General features: G+C 68.5%; 14 protein-coding genes. 9 read left to right on the forward strand and 5 right to left on the reverse strand.

Translation table 11 applies throughout. The features are described from left to right. Window position 1: 1 nt before the first annotated feature. The gene (gene lolA / locus ACGTNG_RS04425; RefSeq protein ID WP_394575721.1) at window positions 2-631 is read left to right on the forward strand and encodes an outer membrane lipoprotein periplasmic chaperone LolA; all 630 of its coding nucleotides are present in this window, start codon (window positions 2-4) and stop codon (window positions 629-631) included. A gap of 86 nt (window positions 632-717) precedes the next feature. On the opposite strand, the gene ACGTNG_RS04430 is transcribed toward lolA, so the two are convergent. Next, window positions 718-2,055, reverse strand: coding sequence for a replication-associated recombination protein A (locus ACGTNG_RS04430; RefSeq protein WP_394575722.1), 1,338 nt, complete (start codon window positions 2,053-2,055; stop codon window positions 718-720). Window positions 2,056-2,292: 237 nt separating this feature from the next. On the opposite strand from ACGTNG_RS04430, the gene ACGTNG_RS04435 reads away from it, so the two are divergent. From ACGTNG_RS04435 to ACGTNG_RS04450, 4 genes are all read left to right on the forward strand, one after another. Further along, window positions 2,293-2,844, forward strand: a complete 552-nt coding sequence (locus ACGTNG_RS04435) for a hemerythrin domain-containing protein (protein ID WP_394575723.1) — start codon at window positions 2,293-2,295, stop codon at window positions 2,842-2,844. Between the two features lie 230 nt (window positions 2,845-3,074). After that, window positions 3,075-3,866: a glutamate racemase gene (gene murI / locus ACGTNG_RS04440; RefSeq protein ID WP_394575724.1), complete on the forward strand. Its 792-nt coding sequence runs from the start codon at window positions 3,075-3,077 to the stop codon at window positions 3,864-3,866. Window positions 3,867-3,932: 66 nt separating this feature from the next. After that, window positions 3,933-5,039: a tRNA (uridine(54)-C5)-methyltransferase TrmA gene (trmA, locus tag ACGTNG_RS04445; RefSeq protein WP_394575726.1), complete on the forward strand. Its 1,107-nt coding sequence runs from the start codon at window positions 3,933-3,935 to the stop codon at window positions 5,037-5,039. A gap of 190 nt (window positions 5,040-5,229) precedes the next feature. Beyond that, window positions 5,230-10,068, forward strand: coding sequence for an NAD-glutamate dehydrogenase (locus tag ACGTNG_RS04450; RefSeq protein ID WP_394575728.1), 4,839 nt, complete (start codon window positions 5,230-5,232; stop codon window positions 10,066-10,068). 117 nt (window positions 10,069-10,185) lie between these two features. On the opposite strand, the gene mgtE is transcribed toward ACGTNG_RS04450, so the two are convergent. Continuing rightward, entirely contained in the window at window positions 10,186-11,538 is a 1,353-nt protein-coding gene (gene mgtE, locus ACGTNG_RS04455; protein WP_394575729.1) for a magnesium transporter, read from the reverse strand. Between the two features lie 257 nt (window positions 11,539-11,795). On the opposite strand from mgtE, the gene ACGTNG_RS04460 reads away from it, so the two are divergent. Continuing rightward, complete coding sequence (locus ACGTNG_RS04460; protein WP_394576169.1) at window positions 11,796-12,821, forward strand: quinone-dependent dihydroorotate dehydrogenase; 1,026 nt, start codon at window positions 11,796-11,798, stop codon at window positions 12,819-12,821. A gap of 112 nt (window positions 12,822-12,933) precedes the next feature. Here ACGTNG_RS04460 and rmf read toward each other — a convergent pair whose 3' ends face one another. Beyond that, on the reverse strand, window positions 12,934-13,140 hold the full coding sequence (rmf, locus tag ACGTNG_RS04465; protein WP_089847892.1) for a ribosome modulation factor: 207 nt from the start codon (window positions 13,138-13,140) through the stop codon (window positions 12,934-12,936). Window positions 13,141-13,460: 320 nt separating this feature from the next. Here rmf and rlmKL point away from each other — a divergent pair, with 320 nt between their 5' ends. Both rlmKL and ACGTNG_RS04475 read left to right on the forward strand, forming a co-directional pair. Next, window positions 13,461-15,707: a bifunctional 23S rRNA (guanine(2069)-N(7))-methyltransferase RlmK/23S rRNA (guanine(2445)-N(2))-methyltransferase RlmL gene (gene rlmKL, locus ACGTNG_RS04470; RefSeq protein WP_394575730.1), complete on the forward strand. Its 2,247-nt coding sequence runs from the start codon at window positions 13,461-13,463 to the stop codon at window positions 15,705-15,707. Further along, window positions 15,704-16,063 carry a glutaredoxin family protein gene (locus tag ACGTNG_RS04475; RefSeq protein WP_394575731.1) on the forward strand — a complete coding sequence of 120 codons (360 nt, stop codon included), beginning with the start codon at window positions 15,704-15,706 and terminating at the stop codon, window positions 16,061-16,063. Before rlmKL ends, ACGTNG_RS04475 begins: the two co-directional genes overlap by 4 nt. 18 nt (window positions 16,064-16,081) lie before the next feature. Here the strand turns inward: ACGTNG_RS04475 and ACGTNG_RS04480 are convergent, their stop codons facing one another. Beyond that, complete coding sequence (locus tag ACGTNG_RS04480) at window positions 16,082-16,363, reverse strand: hypothetical protein (RefSeq protein WP_394575733.1); 282 nt, start codon at window positions 16,361-16,363, stop codon at window positions 16,082-16,084. Window positions 16,364-16,478: 115 nt separating this feature from the next. Here ACGTNG_RS04480 and pdxB point away from each other — a divergent pair, with 115 nt between their 5' ends. Continuing rightward, entirely contained in the window at window positions 16,479-17,654 is a 1,176-nt protein-coding gene (gene pdxB, locus ACGTNG_RS04485) for a 4-phosphoerythronate dehydrogenase PdxB (RefSeq protein WP_394575734.1), read from the forward strand. A gap of 155 nt (window positions 17,655-17,809) precedes the next feature. On the opposite strand, the gene htpX is transcribed toward pdxB, so the two are convergent. Continuing rightward, window positions 17,810-18,715 (reverse strand): protease HtpX, encoded by a 906-nt coding sequence (htpX, locus tag ACGTNG_RS04490; RefSeq protein ID WP_394575735.1) that lies wholly within the window; start codon window positions 18,713-18,715, stop codon window positions 17,810-17,812. Between the last annotated feature and the right edge of the window lie 57 nt (window positions 18,716-18,772).

An 18,772-nucleotide genomic window follows, 5' to 3' on the forward strand; every position in this document is an offset into this window, starting at 1 on the left:
GATGAGCATCAAGAAGACCCTCGCCGCGCTGACCATGTCGCTTGCCGTGCCGATGTCGGCGCTGGCCAGCGAAGGCGCCGATCGCCTGGCGGCGATCCTCGAGCCGCTTGAGACCTACGCGGCCGATTTCGAACAGCAGATCCTCGACGGCAGCGGCCAGCGCCTGCAGGAGGCGCGCGGACGCATGTGGCTGTCGCGTCCCGGCAAGTTCCGCTGGGAAGTGGAGGCGCCCTACGAGCAGCTGGTGGTCTCCGGCGGCGAGGAGGTCATCCTCTACGACCCCGACCTCGAGCAGGCCACGGTGCAGCCCCTCGACCAGCGTGTGACCCATACCCCGGCCCTGCTGCTCTCCGGCAGCGCCGATGAGCTGACCGACAGCTACGAGGTCACCCGCCAGCAGCAGGGCGCCAGCGAGACCTTCATCCTGGTACCGAAGGATCCCGACACCCTGTTCGAGGAGCTGAAGATGACCTTCCGCGGCGAGGCACTGGCCATGCTGCAGATGACCGACAGCACCGGGCAGCGCACCGCCATCGGGTTCGATAACGTGCGCATGAACGAGCGGCTGGAACCCGGTCGCTTCGACTTCGCCATCCCCGACGGCACCGACGTGATCCGCGATACGCAGTGACGCGCCGACGCCAACGCAGCAGCGAGGCCCCCGCCGGAACGCATCCCGGCGGGGGCCCTTGCTTGGGCGATACTTGAGCGTCTGCGTTACGCGTCGCCGTCCGCTTCGGCGTCCCGCTGTGCCCGCCAGGCCATGATCTGGGCGTAGCGCTTCTCCTGGCCGTGGGCAGTGGGCTCATAGAGCGAGCGGCGGGGCACCTCGTCGGGCCAGCAGTCGTGGGCGCTGCCGGCCGGATAGCCGTCGGGCTCGCTGTGCGCGTAGCGATAGCCCTCGCCGTGGCCCAGCGACGCCATCAGCCTGGTCGGGGCATTGCGCAGGTAGGTAGGCACCTCGAGCCGCGGCTGCGAGGCCGCGAACTCCTTGGCCTGCTTCCAGGCGCGGTCGATGGCATTGCTCTTCGGGGCCACCGCCAGGTGGATGGCGGCATGGGCGATGGCGCGCTGGCCCTCGTGATCGCCCAGGCGCAGATAGGCATCCCAGGCCGCCATGGTGAGCGGCAGGGCGCGCGGGTCGGCATTGCCCACGTCCTCCGAGGCGATGGCGGTGAGGCGGCGGATCACGTCCAGGGGGTCGCCGCCGCCCTGCATGAAGCGCGCCATGTAGAGCAGGGCGGCGTCGGGGCGCGAGGAGCGGATCGACTTGTGGATCGCCGAGAGCAGGTCGTAGTAGTGGTCGCCCTGCTTGTCGAAGGCGCTGGCGGTGTGGCCGATCACGTCCTCCAGCGCCTCCCGGGGCAGGCGTTCGCCGTCCCCCTCGGCCAGCGTGAAGTCGCAGGCGGTCTCCAGCAGGCCCAGCGCCCGGCGGGCATCGCCGGCGGCGGCGCGGGCCAGCAGTCCCAGCACCTCGTCGTCCACCCGAATCCGTCGGGCGCCCAGGCCGCGGGTCTCGTCCTTCAACGCCCGCTGCATGACCTCCACGAGCTCGCCCTCGGTGAGCGACTTGAGCACGTGGACCCGGGCTCGGGAGAGCAGCGCCGAGTTGACCTCGAAGGAGGGGTTCTCGGTGGTGGCGCCGATCAGCGTCAGCAGTCCCGACTCCACATGGGGGAGCAGGGCGTCCTGCTGGCTCTTGTTGAGGCGGTGGATCTCATCGAGAAACAGCAGCGTGGGGCGCTCCCTGGCCTGGTAGTCGCGGGCGCGATCGACCGCGGCGCGGATCTCCTTGACCCCCGCCATCACCGCCGAGAGGTGCTCCAGATGGGCGCCGGAGACCTCGGCGAGAATCTCGGCCAGGGTGGTCTTGCCGGTGCCGGGAGGCCCCCAGAGGATCATCGAGCGCACCACTCCGCTCTCGGCCATGCGCGCCAGCGGCTTGCCGGGGCCGACCAGCGCCTGCTGGCCCACGTAGTCCTCGAGGCGCCGCGGGCGCATGCGAAAGGCCAGGGGGGCCGCGTCATCGGCGGCGTGGCGCTGGAAGAGATCCATGTCTGACTCCTTGGCGCGTGGCTGCTAGAGTGGATGTGTCGTCGCAGGCAATACGACCTTGGATGACAGGCAAGATTCGCCCTGGGGGGCTAGCCTGAGGCAGTCTGCTCTGCTGGAGCGCCTCATTCGCCCGGTGAACCCGACACGCCGTGGCGAATCCAATGTTGATACGCCTCTGCCCCCTACGTCTTCTGATCCACCGCTCGTGTCCATATCGCCATGGAGGAGATCACCGCCATGCCCAAGCTGAACCAGTTGCGTCAGGATCATGCCAACATGGCGCGCATGTTGCACGTTCTGCAGCTCAAGCAGAAGACCCTGGCCCAGGGGGAGCGCCCCAACTTCCAGCTGGTCAGAGAGGTCGTGGACTACATCCTCGACTACCAGGAAGGTTTCACCCGGCCCCTCGAGAAGGTCTGCAGCGAGCGGCTCAAGGAACTGGATCCGTCGAGCGCCGAGGTCACCGATCAGCTCGCCAAGGACTATCGCTCGCTGAAGTCGCGGCTCGCGCGTCTCTCCAATGACCTCGACATGATCCTCATGGATTCGGTCGTGCCGATGGACAAGTTCGCCGAGGATCTCAAGTCCTACCTGGAGAGCCACCGCGCCTACCTCCGCGAAGAGCGGGAAAAGCTCTTCCCGCTGATTCGCGAGAACTTCAGCGACCAGGACTTCAAGGCCCTGGAAGACGCCCTGCCCGAGGGCGCCCAGGATCATGTCGCGCGCCTGGAAGAGGCCTATCCCGAGCTCTATCACGAACTGCGCGACGCTCCCGTCCCCGAGACCTGATCCCCATCGGCCCTCGCTCGACCCGTTCTCCTTCCGGCCCCGCGAGGGGAGGGCCGGGAGGAGGCCATATGGCAGACAGGGAGCCTCGCCATTTCGGCTCGGCCACGACTCTGGGGTAGAATGGCCGGCATCGCCCGCGGTCACCTCCCCGTCATGCCTCTGTCTTCTCCACACGCTACGTCGTTGTTCCCCTCGTCGCTGCCGGCGCGTCCGTCAGGGATGCGCGGCTGATGGCGGCACCGATCCTGGTCTTCGATTCCGGCGTGGGCGGGCTCTCGGTGGTGCAGGCGCTGCGCCACCGGCTGCCCGGGGTCGCCCTGGCCTATGCCTGCGATAACGCCATGCTGCCCTACGGGCGGCGTGAGGATGCCTGGCTGGTCGAGCGCATCCAGTCCGTCTGTCAGGCGGCGGTGGCGGCCAGCGGCTGTCGGGCGCTGGTGGTGGCCTGCAACACGGCCAGTACCCTGGCGCTGGATGCCCTGCGCCAGCGCCTGTCCATTCCCGTGATCGGGACCGTGCCGGCCATCAAGCCGGCGGCCGCCGTGAGCGCCACGCGCCACATCGGCCTGCTGGCGACCAGCGCCACCGTGTCGCGCCCCTATACCCTGCGGCTGATCCACGACTTCGCGGCCGACTGCCGCGTCACCCGGGTCGCCGCCGATGCCCTGGTGGGCGAGGCGGAGCGGCTGGTGGTCGGGGGGCCGCCGGATCGTGCGGCGATTCGCCGGGCCCTCGCGCCCCTCTGGGAGGCCTCCTCGGCCGCGGAGATGGCCCTGGATACCGTGGTGCTCGGCTGTACCCACTTCCCGCTGCTGCGACGCCAGCTGATCGAGGCGGTCCCCCGCGAGGTGGCCTGGGTCGACTCCGGGGAGGCCATCGCGCGCCGCGTGGCCCAGGTCGTGACGGCCCCCGATCGCTGCCAGCGGGCCGGGCCGAGCTTCGTCACGGCCCCCGATGAGCGCCTGGGCAGGGGCCTGGCCGCCTTCGGCTTCGCCCCGCCGCGGCGGCTGCAGCCGGGCTGAATCGCCCGCGTTCGCCCTATTCTCGCTTTTCTCTCTTCACCATCGATCTTCACCACAGGAGCCGCCGTGGCCATTCCCGTCGTCGACCCCGCCCGCTATGACCAGCAGCTCGAGGCCAAGCGCGAGCGCATCACCCGCGACTTCGCCCGCTTCGCGCCGCCGTCGCTGGAAGTCTTCCCCTCGCCGCCGAGCCACTATCGCCAGCGCTGCGAATTTCGCCTCTGGCACGAGGGGGACGATCTCTTCTACGCCATGTTCGAGGTCGACCCCGAGGATCCCAAGAACAAGACGGTGGTTCGCCTGGATGAGTATCCGGTGGCCAGCCGGCAGATCAACGAGCTGATGCCGCGCCTGCTCGATGCCCTGCGCGACAACGACCCGCTGCGCCGGCGCCTGTTCCAGGTCGAGTTCCTCACCACCCTGACCGGCGAGGCGCTGGTGACGTTGATCTACCATCGCCGCCTCGACGAGGCCTGGGAAGCCGAGGCGCGTGCCCTGCAGGAGGTGCTCGGCATCATGATCATCGGCCGGGCCCGCAAGCAGCGCCTGGTGCTTGCGCGCGACCACGTCTGGGAGCGCCTGGCGGTGGGCGACGATACGCTGGTCTATCAGCAGGTGGAGAACAGCTTCACCCAACCCAACGCCGAGATCTGCCGGTCGATGCTCGCCTGGGCGAGGGACGTCACCCGGGGCAGCCAGGACGGCGATCTGGTGGAGCTCTACTGCGGCAACGGCAACTTCACCGTGGCGCTCGCCGGCAACTTCCGGCGGGTGCTGGCCACCGAGATCTCGCGCACGTCCGTGGCCAGCGCGCGGATCAACCTCGAGGCCAACGGCATCGACAACGCCGAGGTGGGGCGCATGTCCGCCGAGGAGTTCTCCCAGGCCCTGAAGGGCGAGAAGGGCGGTCGGCGCGTCAGCGAGATGGCCCTCGACGACTACGCCTTCTCCACGGTGCTGGTGGACCCGCCGCGGGCCGGCCTCGACGAGGCGAGCTGCCAGCAGCTCAGCGACTATGAGCGCATCGTCTATATTTCATGCAACCCCGAGACCCTGGCCGAGAATCTCGACACGCTGACCCGTACCCACGAGATTCAGCGCTTCGCGCTCTTCGACCAGTTTCCCTGGACCCACCACTGCGAGTGCGGGGTCCTGCTGGTGCGTCGCGACTGATTCGACCTTGGTCGAAGAAACGGCGGCGTTGTCAAGCGGCGATGCGTAACCGACATGCTCCATGAGCGAAGAGGCATGTGGTTGGGGGCGGCTCGGGAAGTGACGTAAGCTGGACGGCGATGCGGCCAGGAGGCCGCCACGTCAAGTTCTCCCGGCCGCTCCCGGCGGCCGCTGGCAGCCGAGGTGATGGATGCAACATGTCGCACACGAGGAGACCCGCGAGGATCTGCTCAAGCAACTCGAGGAGCGGCTGCAAGGCCGTCTGGACGAGGACAAGGCCGCCCAGGTCCATGCCTTCGCCCGCCACTTCTATGCCACGATCCCGCTCGATGACCTGGCCGACCGCCGTCTCGACGACATCTACGGCGCCACCCTCTCCGTGTGGCACTTCCTGCAGCAGTTCGATCCCGCCGATCCCAAGGTGCGGGTCTTCAACCCCGACTTCGAGCAGCACGGCTGGCAGTCCACCCACACCTTCATCGCCGTGCTGCACCAGGACATGCCCTTCCTGGTCGATTCGGTGCGCATCGAGCTCAACCGCCGCGGCATGACCGTTCACGCCATCCATAACGCCGTGCTGGCCACCCAGCGCGATGGCGAGCATCGCCTCGAGCGGGTCACGCCGACCCAGCAGGCCGATGCCCCGGAGCATCGCGAGTCGCTGATCGCCATCGAGGTGGATCGCCACTCCGACCCGGCGGTACTCGAGGAGATCGAGGCCAGCCTGCAGGAGGTGCTACGCGACGTGCGCACCGCGGTGGCCGACTTCGAGCCTATGCGCGACCAGGCCCGGGCGGCCCTGGCCGAGCTCAAGGCCTCGCGGCCCGAGCAGGTCAAGGCCGAGGACCACGAGGAGGCCACGGCCTTCGTCGAGTGGCTGCTCCACGACAACTTCACCTTCCTCGGCTACGACGAATACGCCGTCCACGAGGAGCAGGGACGCCAGCGTCTGGATCGCGTCGAGCAGAGCGAGCTGGGGGTCTTCCGCCTCGATCAGCCTCGCTATCAGGAGCGCATCCGGACCGATCAAGGCGTCGAGGGCGACCGCTTCGTGCTGGTCCCCCAGCTGCTGTCGTTCGCCAAGAGCGCCCACCACGCGCGGATCCACCGTCCCACCTATCCCGACTACATCTCCATCGATCGCTACGATGATCAGGGGCGGGTGATCGGCGAGCGGCGCTTCCTGGGCCTGTTCACCGCCACGGTCTACAACGAGTCGCCGCGCAACGTGCCGATCCTGCGTCGCAAGCTCCAGACCGTGATGGCCAACTCCGGCTTCAACCCCAAGGGCCACAACGGCAAGCACCTGCTGCACATCCTCGAGGTCTATCCCCGCGACGACCTGTTCCAGATCGACACCGACGAGCTGACGCAGACGGCGCTGGGCATCCTCGACATGCGCGAGCGCCGCCGGGTGCGGCTGTTCATCCGCGAGGACCGCTCCGGGCGCTTCTACTCCTGCCTGGCCTTCGTGCCGCGGGACGTCTTCTCCACCGAGCTGCGTCAGCGCATCCAGCAGATGCTGTGCGAGGAGCTCGACGCCACCTTCGGCGACTTCAACACCTACCTCTCCGAGTCGGTGCTGGCGCGCATCCAGTTCATCCTGCGCTTCAAGGGCGACCGGCCGACGGAGTACGACCTGCGCCGCCTGGAAGCCAAGCTGGCGACGCTGGCGCGCAACTGGCGCGACGATCTGCAGGGCGCCGCCATCGAGGGCTTCGGCGAGGAGCAGGCCAACCTGCTGATGGACCGCTTCCGCGACGCCTTCCCGGCGAGCTACCGCGACGACTTCTCGGCGCGTACCGCGGTCTATGACCTGCAGCACATCAGCGAGCTGGACGCAGGGGCCCCGCTGGCCCTCTCCCTCTATCGCCTGGTCGAGGAGGAGGGCAGCGGCGTCAACCTGAAGCTGTTCCACCGCGACCGGCCGATCCCGCTCTCCGACGTGCTGCCGATGATGGAGAACCTGGGGCTGCGCGTGCTCGGCGAGCGCCCCTACGAGGTGCAGGCCAGCGACGGCAGCTACTGGATCCACGACTTCGACCTCGAGCATCACACCAGCAACGAGGTCAACCTCCAGGAGATGCGCGAGCCCTTCATCGAGGCCTTCCAGCGCATCTGGATCGGCGAGGCGGACAACGATCCGTTCAACCGGCTGATCATCGGCGCCAACCTCGACTGGCGCGAAGTCGCCATGCTCAGGGGCTATGCCCGCTACCTCAAGCAGATCCGCTTCGGCGTCTCCCAGGACTACATGGCCACCACCCTGGTCAATCATCCGGAGATCACCCGCGAACTGGTGACCCTGTTCGAGCTGCGCTTCGATCCCAGCGAGCGCCCGCCGGAAGGCGAGGTCGAGGCCTGCACCGCGCGCATCCTCCAGCTGCTCGACGACGTCGCCAGCCTCAACGACGACCAGCTGCTGCGACGCTACATGGAGATGATCCAGGCGACCCAGCGCACCAACTACTACCAGAAGGGCCCCGACGGCCGTCAGAAGGACTACATGGCCTTCAAGATGGAGCCCTCCAGGATCACCGGCATGCCCAAGCCGCGGCCGGCCCACGAGATCTTCGTCTGCTCGCCGCGGGTCGAGGGCGTGCACCTGCGCGGCGGCAAGGTCGCCCGTGGCGGGCTGCGCTGGTCCGATCGCTTCGAGGACTTCCGCACCGAGGTACTGGGGCTGGTCAAGGCGCAGCAGGTCAAGAACGCGGTGATCGTGCCGGTGGGCGCCAAGGGCGGCTTCGTCTGCAAGCGGATGCCCGAGGGCGCCGATCGCGACACCACCCAGCAGGAGGGCATCGCCTGCTACAAGATCTTCATCCGCGCCCTGCTCGACGTCACCGACAACCGAGTGGGCGGCGAGATCGTGCCGCCCGAGGACGTGGTGCGCCACGACGATGACGATGCCTACCTGGTGGTGGCCGCCGACAAGGGCACCGCGACCTTCTCCGACATCGCCAACGAGATCTCCGCCGAGTATGGCCACTGGCTGGGCGATGCCTTCGCCTCGGGCGGGGCCAACGGCTACGACCACAAGAAGATGGGCATCACCGCCAAGGGCGCCTGGGAGTCGGTCAAGCGCCACTTCCGCGGCCTGGGGCTCAACACCCAGCAGGACGAGTTCTCGGTGGTCGGCATCGGCGACATGGCGGGCGACGTGTTCGGCAACGGCATGCTGCTCTCCGACAAGATTCGCCTGGTGGGGGCCTTCAACCACCTGCATATCTTCGTCGACCCGAATCCGGACGTGGCGGCGAGCTTCGCCGAGCGCCAGCGCCTGTTCGACCTGCCGCGCTCCAGCTGGCAGGACTACGATGCCACGCTGATCTCCGAGGGCGGCGGCATCTTCAGCCGCGCCGCCAAGACCGTGCCCATCTCCCGGCAGATGAAGACGCTGTTCGGCATCAAGGAGGACAAGCTCTCCCCCAACGAGCTGATCCGCGCGATGCTCAAGTCGCAGGTCGACCTGCTGTGGAACGGCGGTATCGGCACCTACGTGAAGTGCAGCGAGGAGACCGATGCCCAGGTCGGCGACAAGGCCAACGATGGCCTGCGCATCGATGGCCGCGAGCTCAACTGCCGGGTGGTCGGCGAGGGCGGTAACCTCGGCCTCACCCAGCGGGGTCGCATGGAGGCCGCCGCCAAGGGCGTGCGGGTCAACACCGACTTCATCGACAACGCCGGTGGAGTCAACTGCTCCGACCATGAGGTCAACATCAAGATCCTCATCGACGAGGTGGTCAAGCGCGGCGACATGACCGAGAAGCAGCGCAACAAGCTGCTGGCCGACATGACCGGCGAGGTCTCGGACCTGGTGCTCAAGGACAACTATCGCCAGACCCAGGCGCTGGATCTCGCCGAGCGCCTCTCCAAGCAGGGCATCGGTCCCTTCCGACGCTTCGTCAGCGAGCTGGAGGCGGCCGGCCAGATCGACCGCGAGCTGGAGTTCCTGCCCGACGACGAGCTGCTCCAGGAGCGGGCCGCCAACGAGCAGGGGATGCTGCTGCCGGAGCTCTCGGTGCTGATCTCCTATGCCAAGAGCGTGCTCAAGGGCGACCTGATCGCCTCGGATGTCCCGGACGACCCGACCATCGTCAAGTTCGTCGAGCGGATCTTCCCGAGCGTGCTCGTCGAGCGCTACCGCGACGAGGTCTACGACCACCGGCTGACCCGCGAGATCGTCGCCACCCAGGTCGCCAACGACCTGGTCGACCACATGGGCATCGTCTTCGTGCGCCGGCTGATCGACTCCACCGGCGCCGACCGTGCCGCGATCGCCCGGGCCTACGTGATCGCCCGCGACAGCTTCCAGCTGCCGCGCCTGTGGGAGCAGATCGAGGCGCTGGACAACCAGGTGGCGAGCGCCGTGCAGTACGACATGATGCTCGACCTCATGCGCATGCTGCGCCGCGCCACCCGCTGGTTCCTGCGCAACCGCACCGGCATGAGCACCCAGGAGGCGATCGACTTCTTCGCGCCGCGCCTGGCGCAGCTGCAGGAGAACATCGGCAAGCGCCTGCGGGGCGAGGAGCACGAGGCCTGGGAGGCCCGTCGCAAGGCGCTGGTCGAGGCCGGCGTGCCCGAGGCCCTGGCCGCCACCGTGGCCGCCGCCAACAGCCTTTATGCGGCGCTCGGCATCATCCAGACGGCGCGCCAGACCCAGGAGAAGCCCCAGCGCGTGGCCGAGGTCTTCTACGAGATCGGCGACCGCCTCGAGCTGCCGTGGATGATCCAGCAGATCACCGAGCTCAAGGTGCGCGACAGCTGGCAGGCCCAGGCCCGGGAGACCTTCCGCGACGACATCGACCGCCAGCAGCTGGCGCTGACCACCAGCGTGCTCGGCATGGAGAACGGTGCCAAGGACTCCACCGAGCGGGTCAGCCAGTGGCTGACGCTTCACCAGGCCATGCACCAGCGCTGGTGCCGCCTGGTCGAGGAGGTGGGCAGCGGCACCCACGGCGGCTTCCCGCTGTTCGCGGTGGCCGTGCGTGAACTGGTCGATCTGGCCGAGAGCAACCGTGCCTGATCGGCTCCATCGCGCCTGACCTCCAGGCCCCGAAGACACGAAACCCCGCCATTGGCGGGGTTTCGTGCATCTGGGGTGCGTGCCTGGCGGCGAAGCGGCACCCCTTTGGCAGGGTGCCTAGAGCAGGAACACGGTGGCGAGGCCCAGGAAGGACATGAAGCCCACCACGTCGGTCACCGTGGTCAGGATCACCGAGCCCGACAGGGCCGGGTCGATGCCCGCGCGCTTGAGCATCAGCGGGATGACGATGCCGGCGATGCCGGCCGCCAGCATGTTGATCACCAGGGCGGCGGCGATGATCACGCCGATGGCGACGCTTTCGAACCACAGCACCGCGAGCACGGCCACCACCAGCGACCACAGCACGCCGTTGAGGGCGGCGATGCCGATCTCCTTGCGCAGCAGCCACTGGCTGTTGGTGCGGCTGATCTGCCCCAGCGCCAGGCCGCGGATCGCCAGCGTCAGGGTCTGGCTGCCGGCGATGCCGCCCATGCTGGCGACGATCGGCATCAGCACCGCCAGGGCGACGATCTGGTCCAGGGCCGCCTCGAAGCGCCCGATCACCCAGGCGGCCAGGAAGGCCGTCAGCAGGTTGATGCCGAGCCACACGGCGCGGCGCTTGGCGCTGGGCATCACCGGGGCGAAGAGGTCTTCCTCCTCGTCCAGGCCCGCCATGTTCATCAGCGCCTGCTCGGAGTTCTCGCGGATCACGTCGACGATGTCGTCGATGATGATGCGCCCGAGCAGCAGGCCCGACTCGTCGACCACCGGGGCGGAGGTCAGGTCGTGGGTCTGGAAGAGGGTGGCCACGTCGGTCGACTTCATGGTCACCTGGATGCTGTCCACTTCACTGTCCATCAGGTCGGCCACGGCCATCTCGGGGTCGTTGGCGACCAGCCGCGCCAGGGGCAGCACGCCGACGAAGCGGCCATCACGGTCCACCACCATCAGCATGTGGGTGTTGTCGGGAACCGCCTCCTTCCAGCGCAGGAAGCGTCGCACCGTCTCCAGGCTGACATCGGCGCGCACGGCGATGGTGTCGGTGCGCATCAGGCGCCCGGCACTGTCCTCCTCGAAGGAGAGGGTCTCCTGGAGGCGTGAGCGCTGCAGCTCGTCCATGGAGCGCAGCATGTCGGCGGCGACCTGCTGGGGCAGGTCCTCGAAGATCTCGGCCAGGTCGGTGGTATCCAGGCCGGTGGTGGCGGCGACGATCTCGGCGTGATCCATGTCGTCGATCAGGGTGCCGCGCACCTCGTCGTGCACGTGCAGCAGGACCTCGCCGTCGATCTCGCCCGGCACACGCTCCCACAGGCTGATGCGCGCCGCCGGCGGCAGCGACTCCAGCAGCAGGGCCACTTCCGCGGGTTCGAGGTCGGAGAGTACGTCGTCGACCTTCTCCAGTTGCTCTTTCTCCAGCGCCAGGTGGATCCGCGACAGGCGGTGCTCGAGTGTCTCGGTGGTATCGGTCATGGGCGCTTCCTGGCAATGGTGCATCGAGGCGGGCCGGCCGCCTCGTGGTGTCCTGGGTAAGGAACTCGTCGAGGGAACAGTAGAGCATAAATGGCGCGGATGATGGAGCCGTGACGCGCCGAGCCATCCGGTCGGGCCCCGGCGCCGGGCGCGTCGTCTCGGGGTGGCTCGACTGGTATACTCTCGCCCCGCTCGCCGCCGCACCGTCGGTGGAGCCGCGCCAGACCCTCTCCGCTCGCCACTGCCCAGGAGCCGCCATGTACTCGCTTGCCCGTTCGCTGCTGTTTCGTCTCGATGCCGAGACCGCCCACGGCATGGCGCTCTCCGCCCTGGACCTGGCCGGCCGTGTGGGCCTGGCCTCGCGACTGGGCGGGGGCCGGATCGACGATCCGATAGAGGTGATGGGGCTGCGTTTTCCCAATCGGGTGGGGCTCGCCGCGGGGCTCGACAAGAACGCCGACCATCTCGACGCCCTGGGGGCGCTGGGGTTCGGCTTCGTCGAGGTGGGCACCGTGACGCCCAGGCCCCAGGACGGTAATCCGAAGCCGCGGCTGTTTCGGCTGCCGGAAGCCGGCGCCATCATCAATCGCATGGGCTTCAACAACGCCGGGGTCGACCATCTCGTGGCCCGGGTCATGGCGAGCCGATACGACGGCGTGATCGGCATCAACATCGGCAAGAACCTGACCACTCCGGTGGAGCAGGCGGTGGATGACTACCTGACCTGCCTTGGCAAGGTGCACGCGCATGCGCACTACATCGCGGTGAACATCTCTTCGCCCAACACCCCGGGGCTGCGCAACCTGCAGTTCGGCGAGCATCTCGATGCGCTGCTCGGCGCCCTGCGCGAGGAGGGCCACCGTCTCGATCGCGCGTCCGGGCGGCGCGTGCCCCTGGCGGTGAAGATCGCCCCGGACATGAGCGTCGATGAGGTCGGCCTGGTCGCCGGTGCGCTCGAGGCCAACGCCATCGACGCGGTGATCGCCACCAATACCACTGTCTCCCGCGAGGCGGTGGCGGGACTCGCCCATGGCGACGAGCATGGCGGACTCTCCGGGCGACCGGTGCTCGAGCCCTCCAACGCGGTGATCCGCGAGCTGCGTCGCCGTCTGCCCGACATGCCGATCATCGGCGTGGGCGGCATCGACAGCGGCGAGGCGGCGCTTGGCAAGGTGGCGGCCGGGGCCGATCTGGTGCAGCTCTACTCGGGCTTCATCTATCGCGGTCCCGCGCTGGTGGGCGAGTGCGCCCGGGCGCTGCGCGACCAGGCGGGCAAGGCCTGAGGACAGGCAGGTGGCCCGGCGAGCGGGCACGAAAAAGCCCATGGCAGGGCCATGGGCTTGAGAGGTTCGTCGTCATCGCTGACGAAGGGTTGATGACCCGGGGGAGTCGGGGTCACACGACCATGGGGTTCTTGTGAATTCCTGAGACACCCGTCATGCCGGACCATTGATCCCCACGACCTTCACGCCAACCGCTCATCCAGTACTCGCGTAGATTGATATCCTGGCTGGGACACTCATCGCGGGAGCGACCCGAGAGACCCGCCTTGTACCCATGAACATAGGCACGCTGGAAGCGATCACGTTTCTGTCGTTTCATTGGACTACCTCTTGATGAAGGTACCGACGAGAACCCGGTCTCGAGACCGGATTCGTATTGCTCGGGAGATGTTGATCATTGCGCGACCACCATGTTCTTCATTGATGTTCTTCTCAGACTCCTTTCTGCGAAGATCCATACCGTGCGAACACAGCTGCGAAAAGACATCACCCGATGACAGGAACGCATGCGTCATTCAGTAGCTACTCAGTCATTGATAGCCCAAGATGACGACGATTGTCGACCGATGATTTGTAACAAGGCGTTCACCTGACCGTCACGCCTTCACTCCGGCCAGGCGCCGCGCCGATGGATACTCCATGACCGAACAGCAATCCCCAGACTCCCTTCATTTCCTGGCGACCTGCCCCAAGGGCATCGAGCTGCTGCTGGCCGACGAGCTGGCCGCGCTGGGCGCCATCCCCGGCAAGACCACGGTCGCCGGGGTGTTCTTCCAGGCCAGCCTCGAGAACGCCTACCGCGCCTGCCTCTGGTCGCGCCTGGCCAATCGGGTGGTGCTCTGCCTAGCCCGGGAGGAGGGCATCGAGACCCCCGAGGCGCTGCGCGTCGCCGCCGCGGCCATCGATTGGCGCGACCACCTCGCGCCCGGCAAGACCCTGGCCGTGGACTTCCACGGCCGCTCCGAGGAGATCCGCCACACCCGCTTCGGCGCCCAGACCGTCAAGGATGGAGTAGTGGATCGCCTCCACGCCGATTCGCGACCGCGGCCGGATATCGACACCCGCCACCCCGACCTGCGCCTGTATGCCCACCTGCATCGGGGCCGACTGACACTGGGGGTGGATCTCTCGGGCGACAGCCTGCACCGCCGTGGCTACCGGCGCGACGTCGGTCACGCCCCGCTCAAGGAGAACCTGGCCGCGGCCCTGCTGGTGCGTGCCGGCTGGCCGGCGCTGGCCCGCGACGGGGCGCCGCTGGTCGATCCGCTGTGCGGCGCCGGCACGCTGCTGATCGAGGCCGCCCTGATGGCCGCCGACATCGCCCCGGGCCTCGCCCGGGAGCGCTTCGGCTTCCACGGCTGGGCCGGCCACGACGAGCGCTGCTGGCGCGAGCTCAAGCGCGAGGCCGAGGCCCGGGCGAGCATCGGTCGCAAGCGCTGCCGCTCGCGGCTCTACGGTTTCGACGAGAGCCCCCCTGCGCTGGCGGCGGCCAAGGCCAACGCCATGCGTGCCGGCGTGCCGGCGCTGATCGAGCTCGAGGGCGCCGCCCTGACCGGGCTCAAGCGCCCCGAGGGGCTGCCTGACTCGCCCGCGGGGCTGGTGATGACCAACCCGCCCTACGGCGAGCGCCTGGGCGAGCTGCCGGAGCTGGTGCAGCTCTACGCCCAGCTCGGCGAACGGGTCAAGGCGGCCTTCCCGGGCTGGCAGCTGGCGGTGTTCACCGCCAATCCAGATCTGGGGCATCGCATCGGGCTGCGCGCCCACAAGCACTACTCGCTGAAGAACGGGCCGCTGGATGCGCGCCTGCTGCTGATGGCGATTCCCGAGCGGGGCGAGGGCGCTGCGGCGGCGCATGGCCATGGAGCGGGCCCGGGCGACCCGGCCGCCGCCGAGGCGCCCCCGGCGCGCTCCGAGGGCGCGCAGATGTTCGCCAACCGCCTGGAGAAGAACCGCAAGCGGTTGAAGAAGTGGCTCAAGCGCTCCGGCGAGCCGTGCTACCGGCTCTATGACGCCGACATGCCCGAATACGCCCTGGCCATCGATATCTACGGCGATCGCGTGCACGTCCAGGAGTACGCGCCGCCCCGCTCCGTGGATGCCGCCCAGGCCCAGAAGCGCCTGTTTGAAGCGCTGGGCGTGATTCCCGAGGTGCTCGGCGTCGACCCGAGCCGCGTCGTGATCAAGCGCCGCGAGCGCCAGAGCGGCAAGGAGCAGTACCGCAAGCAGGCGGCCAGCGGCGAGCGCTTCGAGGTGCGTGAGGGGCGGGCGCGGCTGTGGGTCAACCTGCGCGACTACCTGGACACCGGCCTGTTCCTCGACCACCGGCCCGTGCGGCGCATGCTCGGCGAGATGGCCGTCGGCAAGCGCTTCCTCAACCTCTTCTGCTATACCGCCACCGCCACCGTGCAGGCGGCGCTGGGGCCGCAGAAGGAGGGCGCGGAGCAGGGCGGCGGCGCCAGCGAGAGCGTCAGCGTCGATCTCTCCAACACCTACCTCGAGTGGGCACGGGACAACTTCGCCCTCAACCGGCTCGATCCGAGTCGCCACCGGGTGGTGCGCGACGACTGCCTGCGCTGGCTTGCGACCGCCGGCGGCGAGTTCGACCTGATCTTCATGGACCCGCCGACCTTCTCCAACTCGAAGAAGATGGCCGATACCCTGGACGTGCAGCGCGATCACGGCCGACTGGTGCGCCTGGCCATGGCGCGTCTGGCGCCGGAGGGCACCCTGGTGTTCTCCAACAACCAGCGGCGCTTCCAGCTGGATGCGGACCTGGCCGAGCAGTATCGGGTCGAGGATATCTCGGCGAAGACGTTCGATCCGGATTTCAACCGCCGCCCGGACCTGCACCACTGCTTCCTGATCCGTCATCGGGAGGACGCATGATCCGCCTCAGGCTCTACACCACCCTGGGCTGTCATCTCTGCGAGCAGCTCGAGGCGCTGCTCGCGACCCTCTGCGCCGAGCCGTATCGGCTCGAAAGGGTCGAGATCAGCGACGATGACGCCCTGGTCGAGCGCTACGGGGTACGGATTCCGGTGCTGGTGGACGAGGCGGGGCAGGAGCTCGATCGCGGCATGGAGCCCGAGCGTCTGGCCGCCTGGCTGGCGGCACGGGGCTGGCGGGACGAGTCGGCCTGGCAGGCGCTGCAGCGACAGCTGAGCGGCGAGGCGATGCCCGAGGCGGCGCGGGGAGAGGCGAAGGGCGCGACCCTGCGCGGCGGGCGCCGCTACCTGGGGTGAAGTGCGGGCTGAGCGCGCCTAGAGCGAATCCAGCAGCGAGAGCTGGCTGACGGCGTCGCGCCCCTCGGCGCTCTCGGCCTCCACCTCGAGCACCTTGTGGAAGCCGCGGGAGCTGAGGATGGTGGACTCGTCGGCCAGCCACATCATCGCCTGGGCATGGTCATCGGCCAGGCGGTGCTTCAGGCCGCCGAACTGGGTGCCGATCTGGCCCCAGGCGCGGCTGAAGATCCAGTCGCCGAACATGTCCTGATGGACATGCACCAGCACATAGTCATGGTCGGTTTCCCAGCGGACGATCACGGCAGCTCCAGAAGTGGCGGGCGGCGTCGCTGCCGCCCTGTATGGCGTATGGCGGTATTGTAAGGGCTTGGGCACACTGAACAAGTCGCAGCGTCCCGGAAGTCAGGAGTCCCGCATGAAAATCGTCGTCGATGCCAACGTTCCCGCCGCCGAGGCCTGCTTCGGCGCCCTGGGCGAGGTGGTCCGCGTGCCGGGGCGCGAGATCGCCCCGGCCACCCTCGCCGCGGCCGATGCCCTGGTGGTGCGCTCCATCACTCGGGTCGATGCGGCCCTGATCGCCGAGGCGAAGTCGATGGGCTCGCCGCTGCGCTTCGTCGGTACCTGCACCATCGGCACCGATCACGTCGACCGCCGCGCCCTGGCCGACCACGGCATCGCCTTCGCAAGTGCGCCCGGCTGCAACGCCGAGGCGGTGGTGGACTATGTGCTGTCGAGCCTCTCGACCCTGGCCGAGCGCCAGGATTTCCGGCTCGCCGAGCGCCGCATCGGCATCGTCGGCGTGGGCAACGTCGGCGGGCGGCTGCTCGGGCGGCTCACCGCTATGGGCATCGACTGCCTGGCCTGCGACCCGCCCAGGGTGGAAGCAGAGAGCATCGAGGCGGAGGGCCTGGCCGGCTTTTTTGACCTCGACACCCTGATCGACGAGTGTGACGTGCTCTGCCTGCATACGCCGCTGGTCAGGGAGGGCCCCCACGCCACCCGTCACCTGCTGGATGCCCAGCGCCTCGCGGCCCTGGCGCCGGGCACGCTGCTGCTCAATGCCGGGCGCGGCGACTGCGTGGACGGCCGGGCGCTGCGCCAGCGCCTGGCGGGGCAGGGCGATATCACGGCGGTGCTCGACGTCTGGGAGCAGGAGCCCGCCATCGACGCCGCCCTGGCCGATCTCGCCGAGATCGCCACGCCGCACATCGCCGGCTACAGCCTGGACGGCAAGCTGCGCGGCACCCATCACATCTACCGCGCCCTGGCCCATCACGTCGGCCTGCCCGCGCGCCTGACGCTCGAGGACCTGGCGCCGGCTCCGCCCGTCGCGCGCCTGGTGCTCGAGGCCGGCTTGTTGCCCGAGGAGGCGCTGCGGCTCTGCCTGCGCGCCGTCTACGACCCGCGACGCGACCACGACAGCCTGCACCGCGAGGCGCGCCGCCAGGGCATGGCCAAGGGCTTCGACGGCTGCCGGGCGCGCTATCCGCTGCGCCGGGAGGCCGCCTCCCTCGAGCTCGTTCTGGGCGAGGGCGCACGGGAGCTCGAGCCGCTGCTGGCAGGGGCCGGGTTTCGCATCGCCGCCCGCTGACCGCGACCCCGGCCCGAACGACAGCAGGCCCGCCAATCGGCGGGCCTGCTGTCGTCTGCATAGTGCTGCCTAAGCGGCGTTACTGCCGGTAGGCGGCTTCCTTCTGTGCTCTACCATTCACTGCCGGTAGGCGGCTTCCTTCTGTGCTCTACCATTCACTGCCGGTAGGCGGCTTCCTTGAGCGCGCGGATACGATCATCCAGCGGCGGGTGGCTGGCGAACATGCGCTCCATCAGCGAGCGGGTCTGGCCCTTGGTGATGGCCATGGCGCGCAGGGTATCCGGCATCTGGTCGGGCATCTCGGTCTCGGCCTTGAGCCGCGCCAGGGCATTGATCATGGCGCCGCTGCCGGCGAGGCGGGCGCCGGCACTGTCGGCCCGGTACTCCCGGAAGCGCGAGAACCAGGCGACGATGGCCGAGGCGATCAGGCCGAAGACGATCTCGGCGACGATCACCACCGCGAAGTAGCCCATGAACCCGAGGCCCCCCTCGCCGTCGCTGCGGCTCTTCAGGAAGCCGTCGACCAGGTGGGCGACCACTCGGGCGAAGAACATCACGAAGGTGTTGAGCACGCCCTGCACCAGCGCCAGGGTCACCATGTCGCCGTTGGCGACGTGGCCGATCTCGTGGGCCAGCACCGCGCGCACCTCTTCGGGGCGCATGCGGTTGAGCAGGCCGGCGGAGACCGCCACCAGGGCATCGTCCTTGTTCCAGCCGGTGGCGAAGGCGTTGGACTGCTGGGCGGGGAAGATGCCGACCTCCGGCATCTTGATGCCGGCCTCGCGGGCCAGCTCACCCACCGTGTCGAGCAGCCACTGCTCGGTGGAGTTGCTCGGCGTCTCGATCACCACGGTGCCGGTCGAGCGCTTGGCCATCCACTTGGAGATGAACAGCGAGATCATCGAGCCGGCCATGCCGAAGATGAAGCAGAAGATCAGCAGGGCATTGAAGTTCATGCCCTGCTCGTTCAGGTAGCTCTCCACCCCCAGCAGGCGCAGGGTGATGCTGGCGACCAGGATCACCGCCAGGTTGGTGCCCAGGAACAGCAGGATTCTCATCATTGCCGGAACTCTCCAGTCGTCGATAGGGGCGCCGCGGTCGCGGCGTAGACAAGCTGT

The sequence above is a fragment of the Halomonas sp. B23F22_3 genome (assembly GCF_043496965.1).
Classification (GTDB): Bacteria; Pseudomonadota; Gammaproteobacteria; order Pseudomonadales; family Halomonadaceae; genus Halomonas.

What these genes read in the sequence shown, in the direction of transcription:
- lolA (WP_394575721.1), top strand. Translation starts at nt 2, where the DNA reads ATGAGCATCAAGAAGACCCTCGCCGCGCTGACCATGTCGCTTGCCGTG.
- ACGTNG_RS04430 (WP_394575722.1), bottom strand. Translation starts at nt 2,055, where the DNA reads ATGGATCTCTTCCAGCGCCACGCCGCCGATGACGCGGCCCCCCTGGCC.
- ACGTNG_RS04435 (WP_394575723.1), top strand. Translation starts at nt 2,293, where the DNA reads ATGCCCAAGCTGAACCAGTTGCGTCAGGATCATGCCAACATGGCGCGC.
- murI (WP_394575724.1), top strand. Translation starts at nt 3,075, where the DNA reads ATGGCGGCACCGATCCTGGTCTTCGATTCCGGCGTGGGCGGGCTCTCG.
- ACGTNG_RS04450 (WP_394575728.1), top strand. Translation starts at nt 5,230, where the DNA reads ATGCAACATGTCGCACACGAGGAGACCCGCGAGGATCTGCTCAAGCAA.
- mgtE (WP_394575729.1), bottom strand. Translation starts at nt 11,538, where the DNA reads ATGACCGATACCACCGAGACACTCGAGCACCGCCTGTCGCGGATCCAC.
- ACGTNG_RS04460 (WP_394576169.1), top strand. Translation starts at nt 11,796, where the DNA reads ATGTACTCGCTTGCCCGTTCGCTGCTGTTTCGTCTCGATGCCGAGACC.
- rmf (WP_089847892.1), bottom strand. Translation starts at nt 13,140, where the DNA reads ATGAAACGACAGAAACGTGATCGCTTCCAGCGTGCCTATGTTCATGGG.
- rlmKL (WP_394575730.1), top strand. Translation starts at nt 13,461, where the DNA reads ATGACCGAACAGCAATCCCCAGACTCCCTTCATTTCCTGGCGACCTGC.
- ACGTNG_RS04475 (WP_394575731.1), top strand. Translation starts at nt 15,704, where the DNA reads ATGATCCGCCTCAGGCTCTACACCACCCTGGGCTGTCATCTCTGCGAG.
- pdxB (WP_394575734.1), top strand. Translation starts at nt 16,479, where the DNA reads ATGAAAATCGTCGTCGATGCCAACGTTCCCGCCGCCGAGGCCTGCTTC.
- htpX (WP_394575735.1), bottom strand. Translation starts at nt 18,715, where the DNA reads ATGATGAGAATCCTGCTGTTCCTGGGCACCAACCTGGCGGTGATCCTG.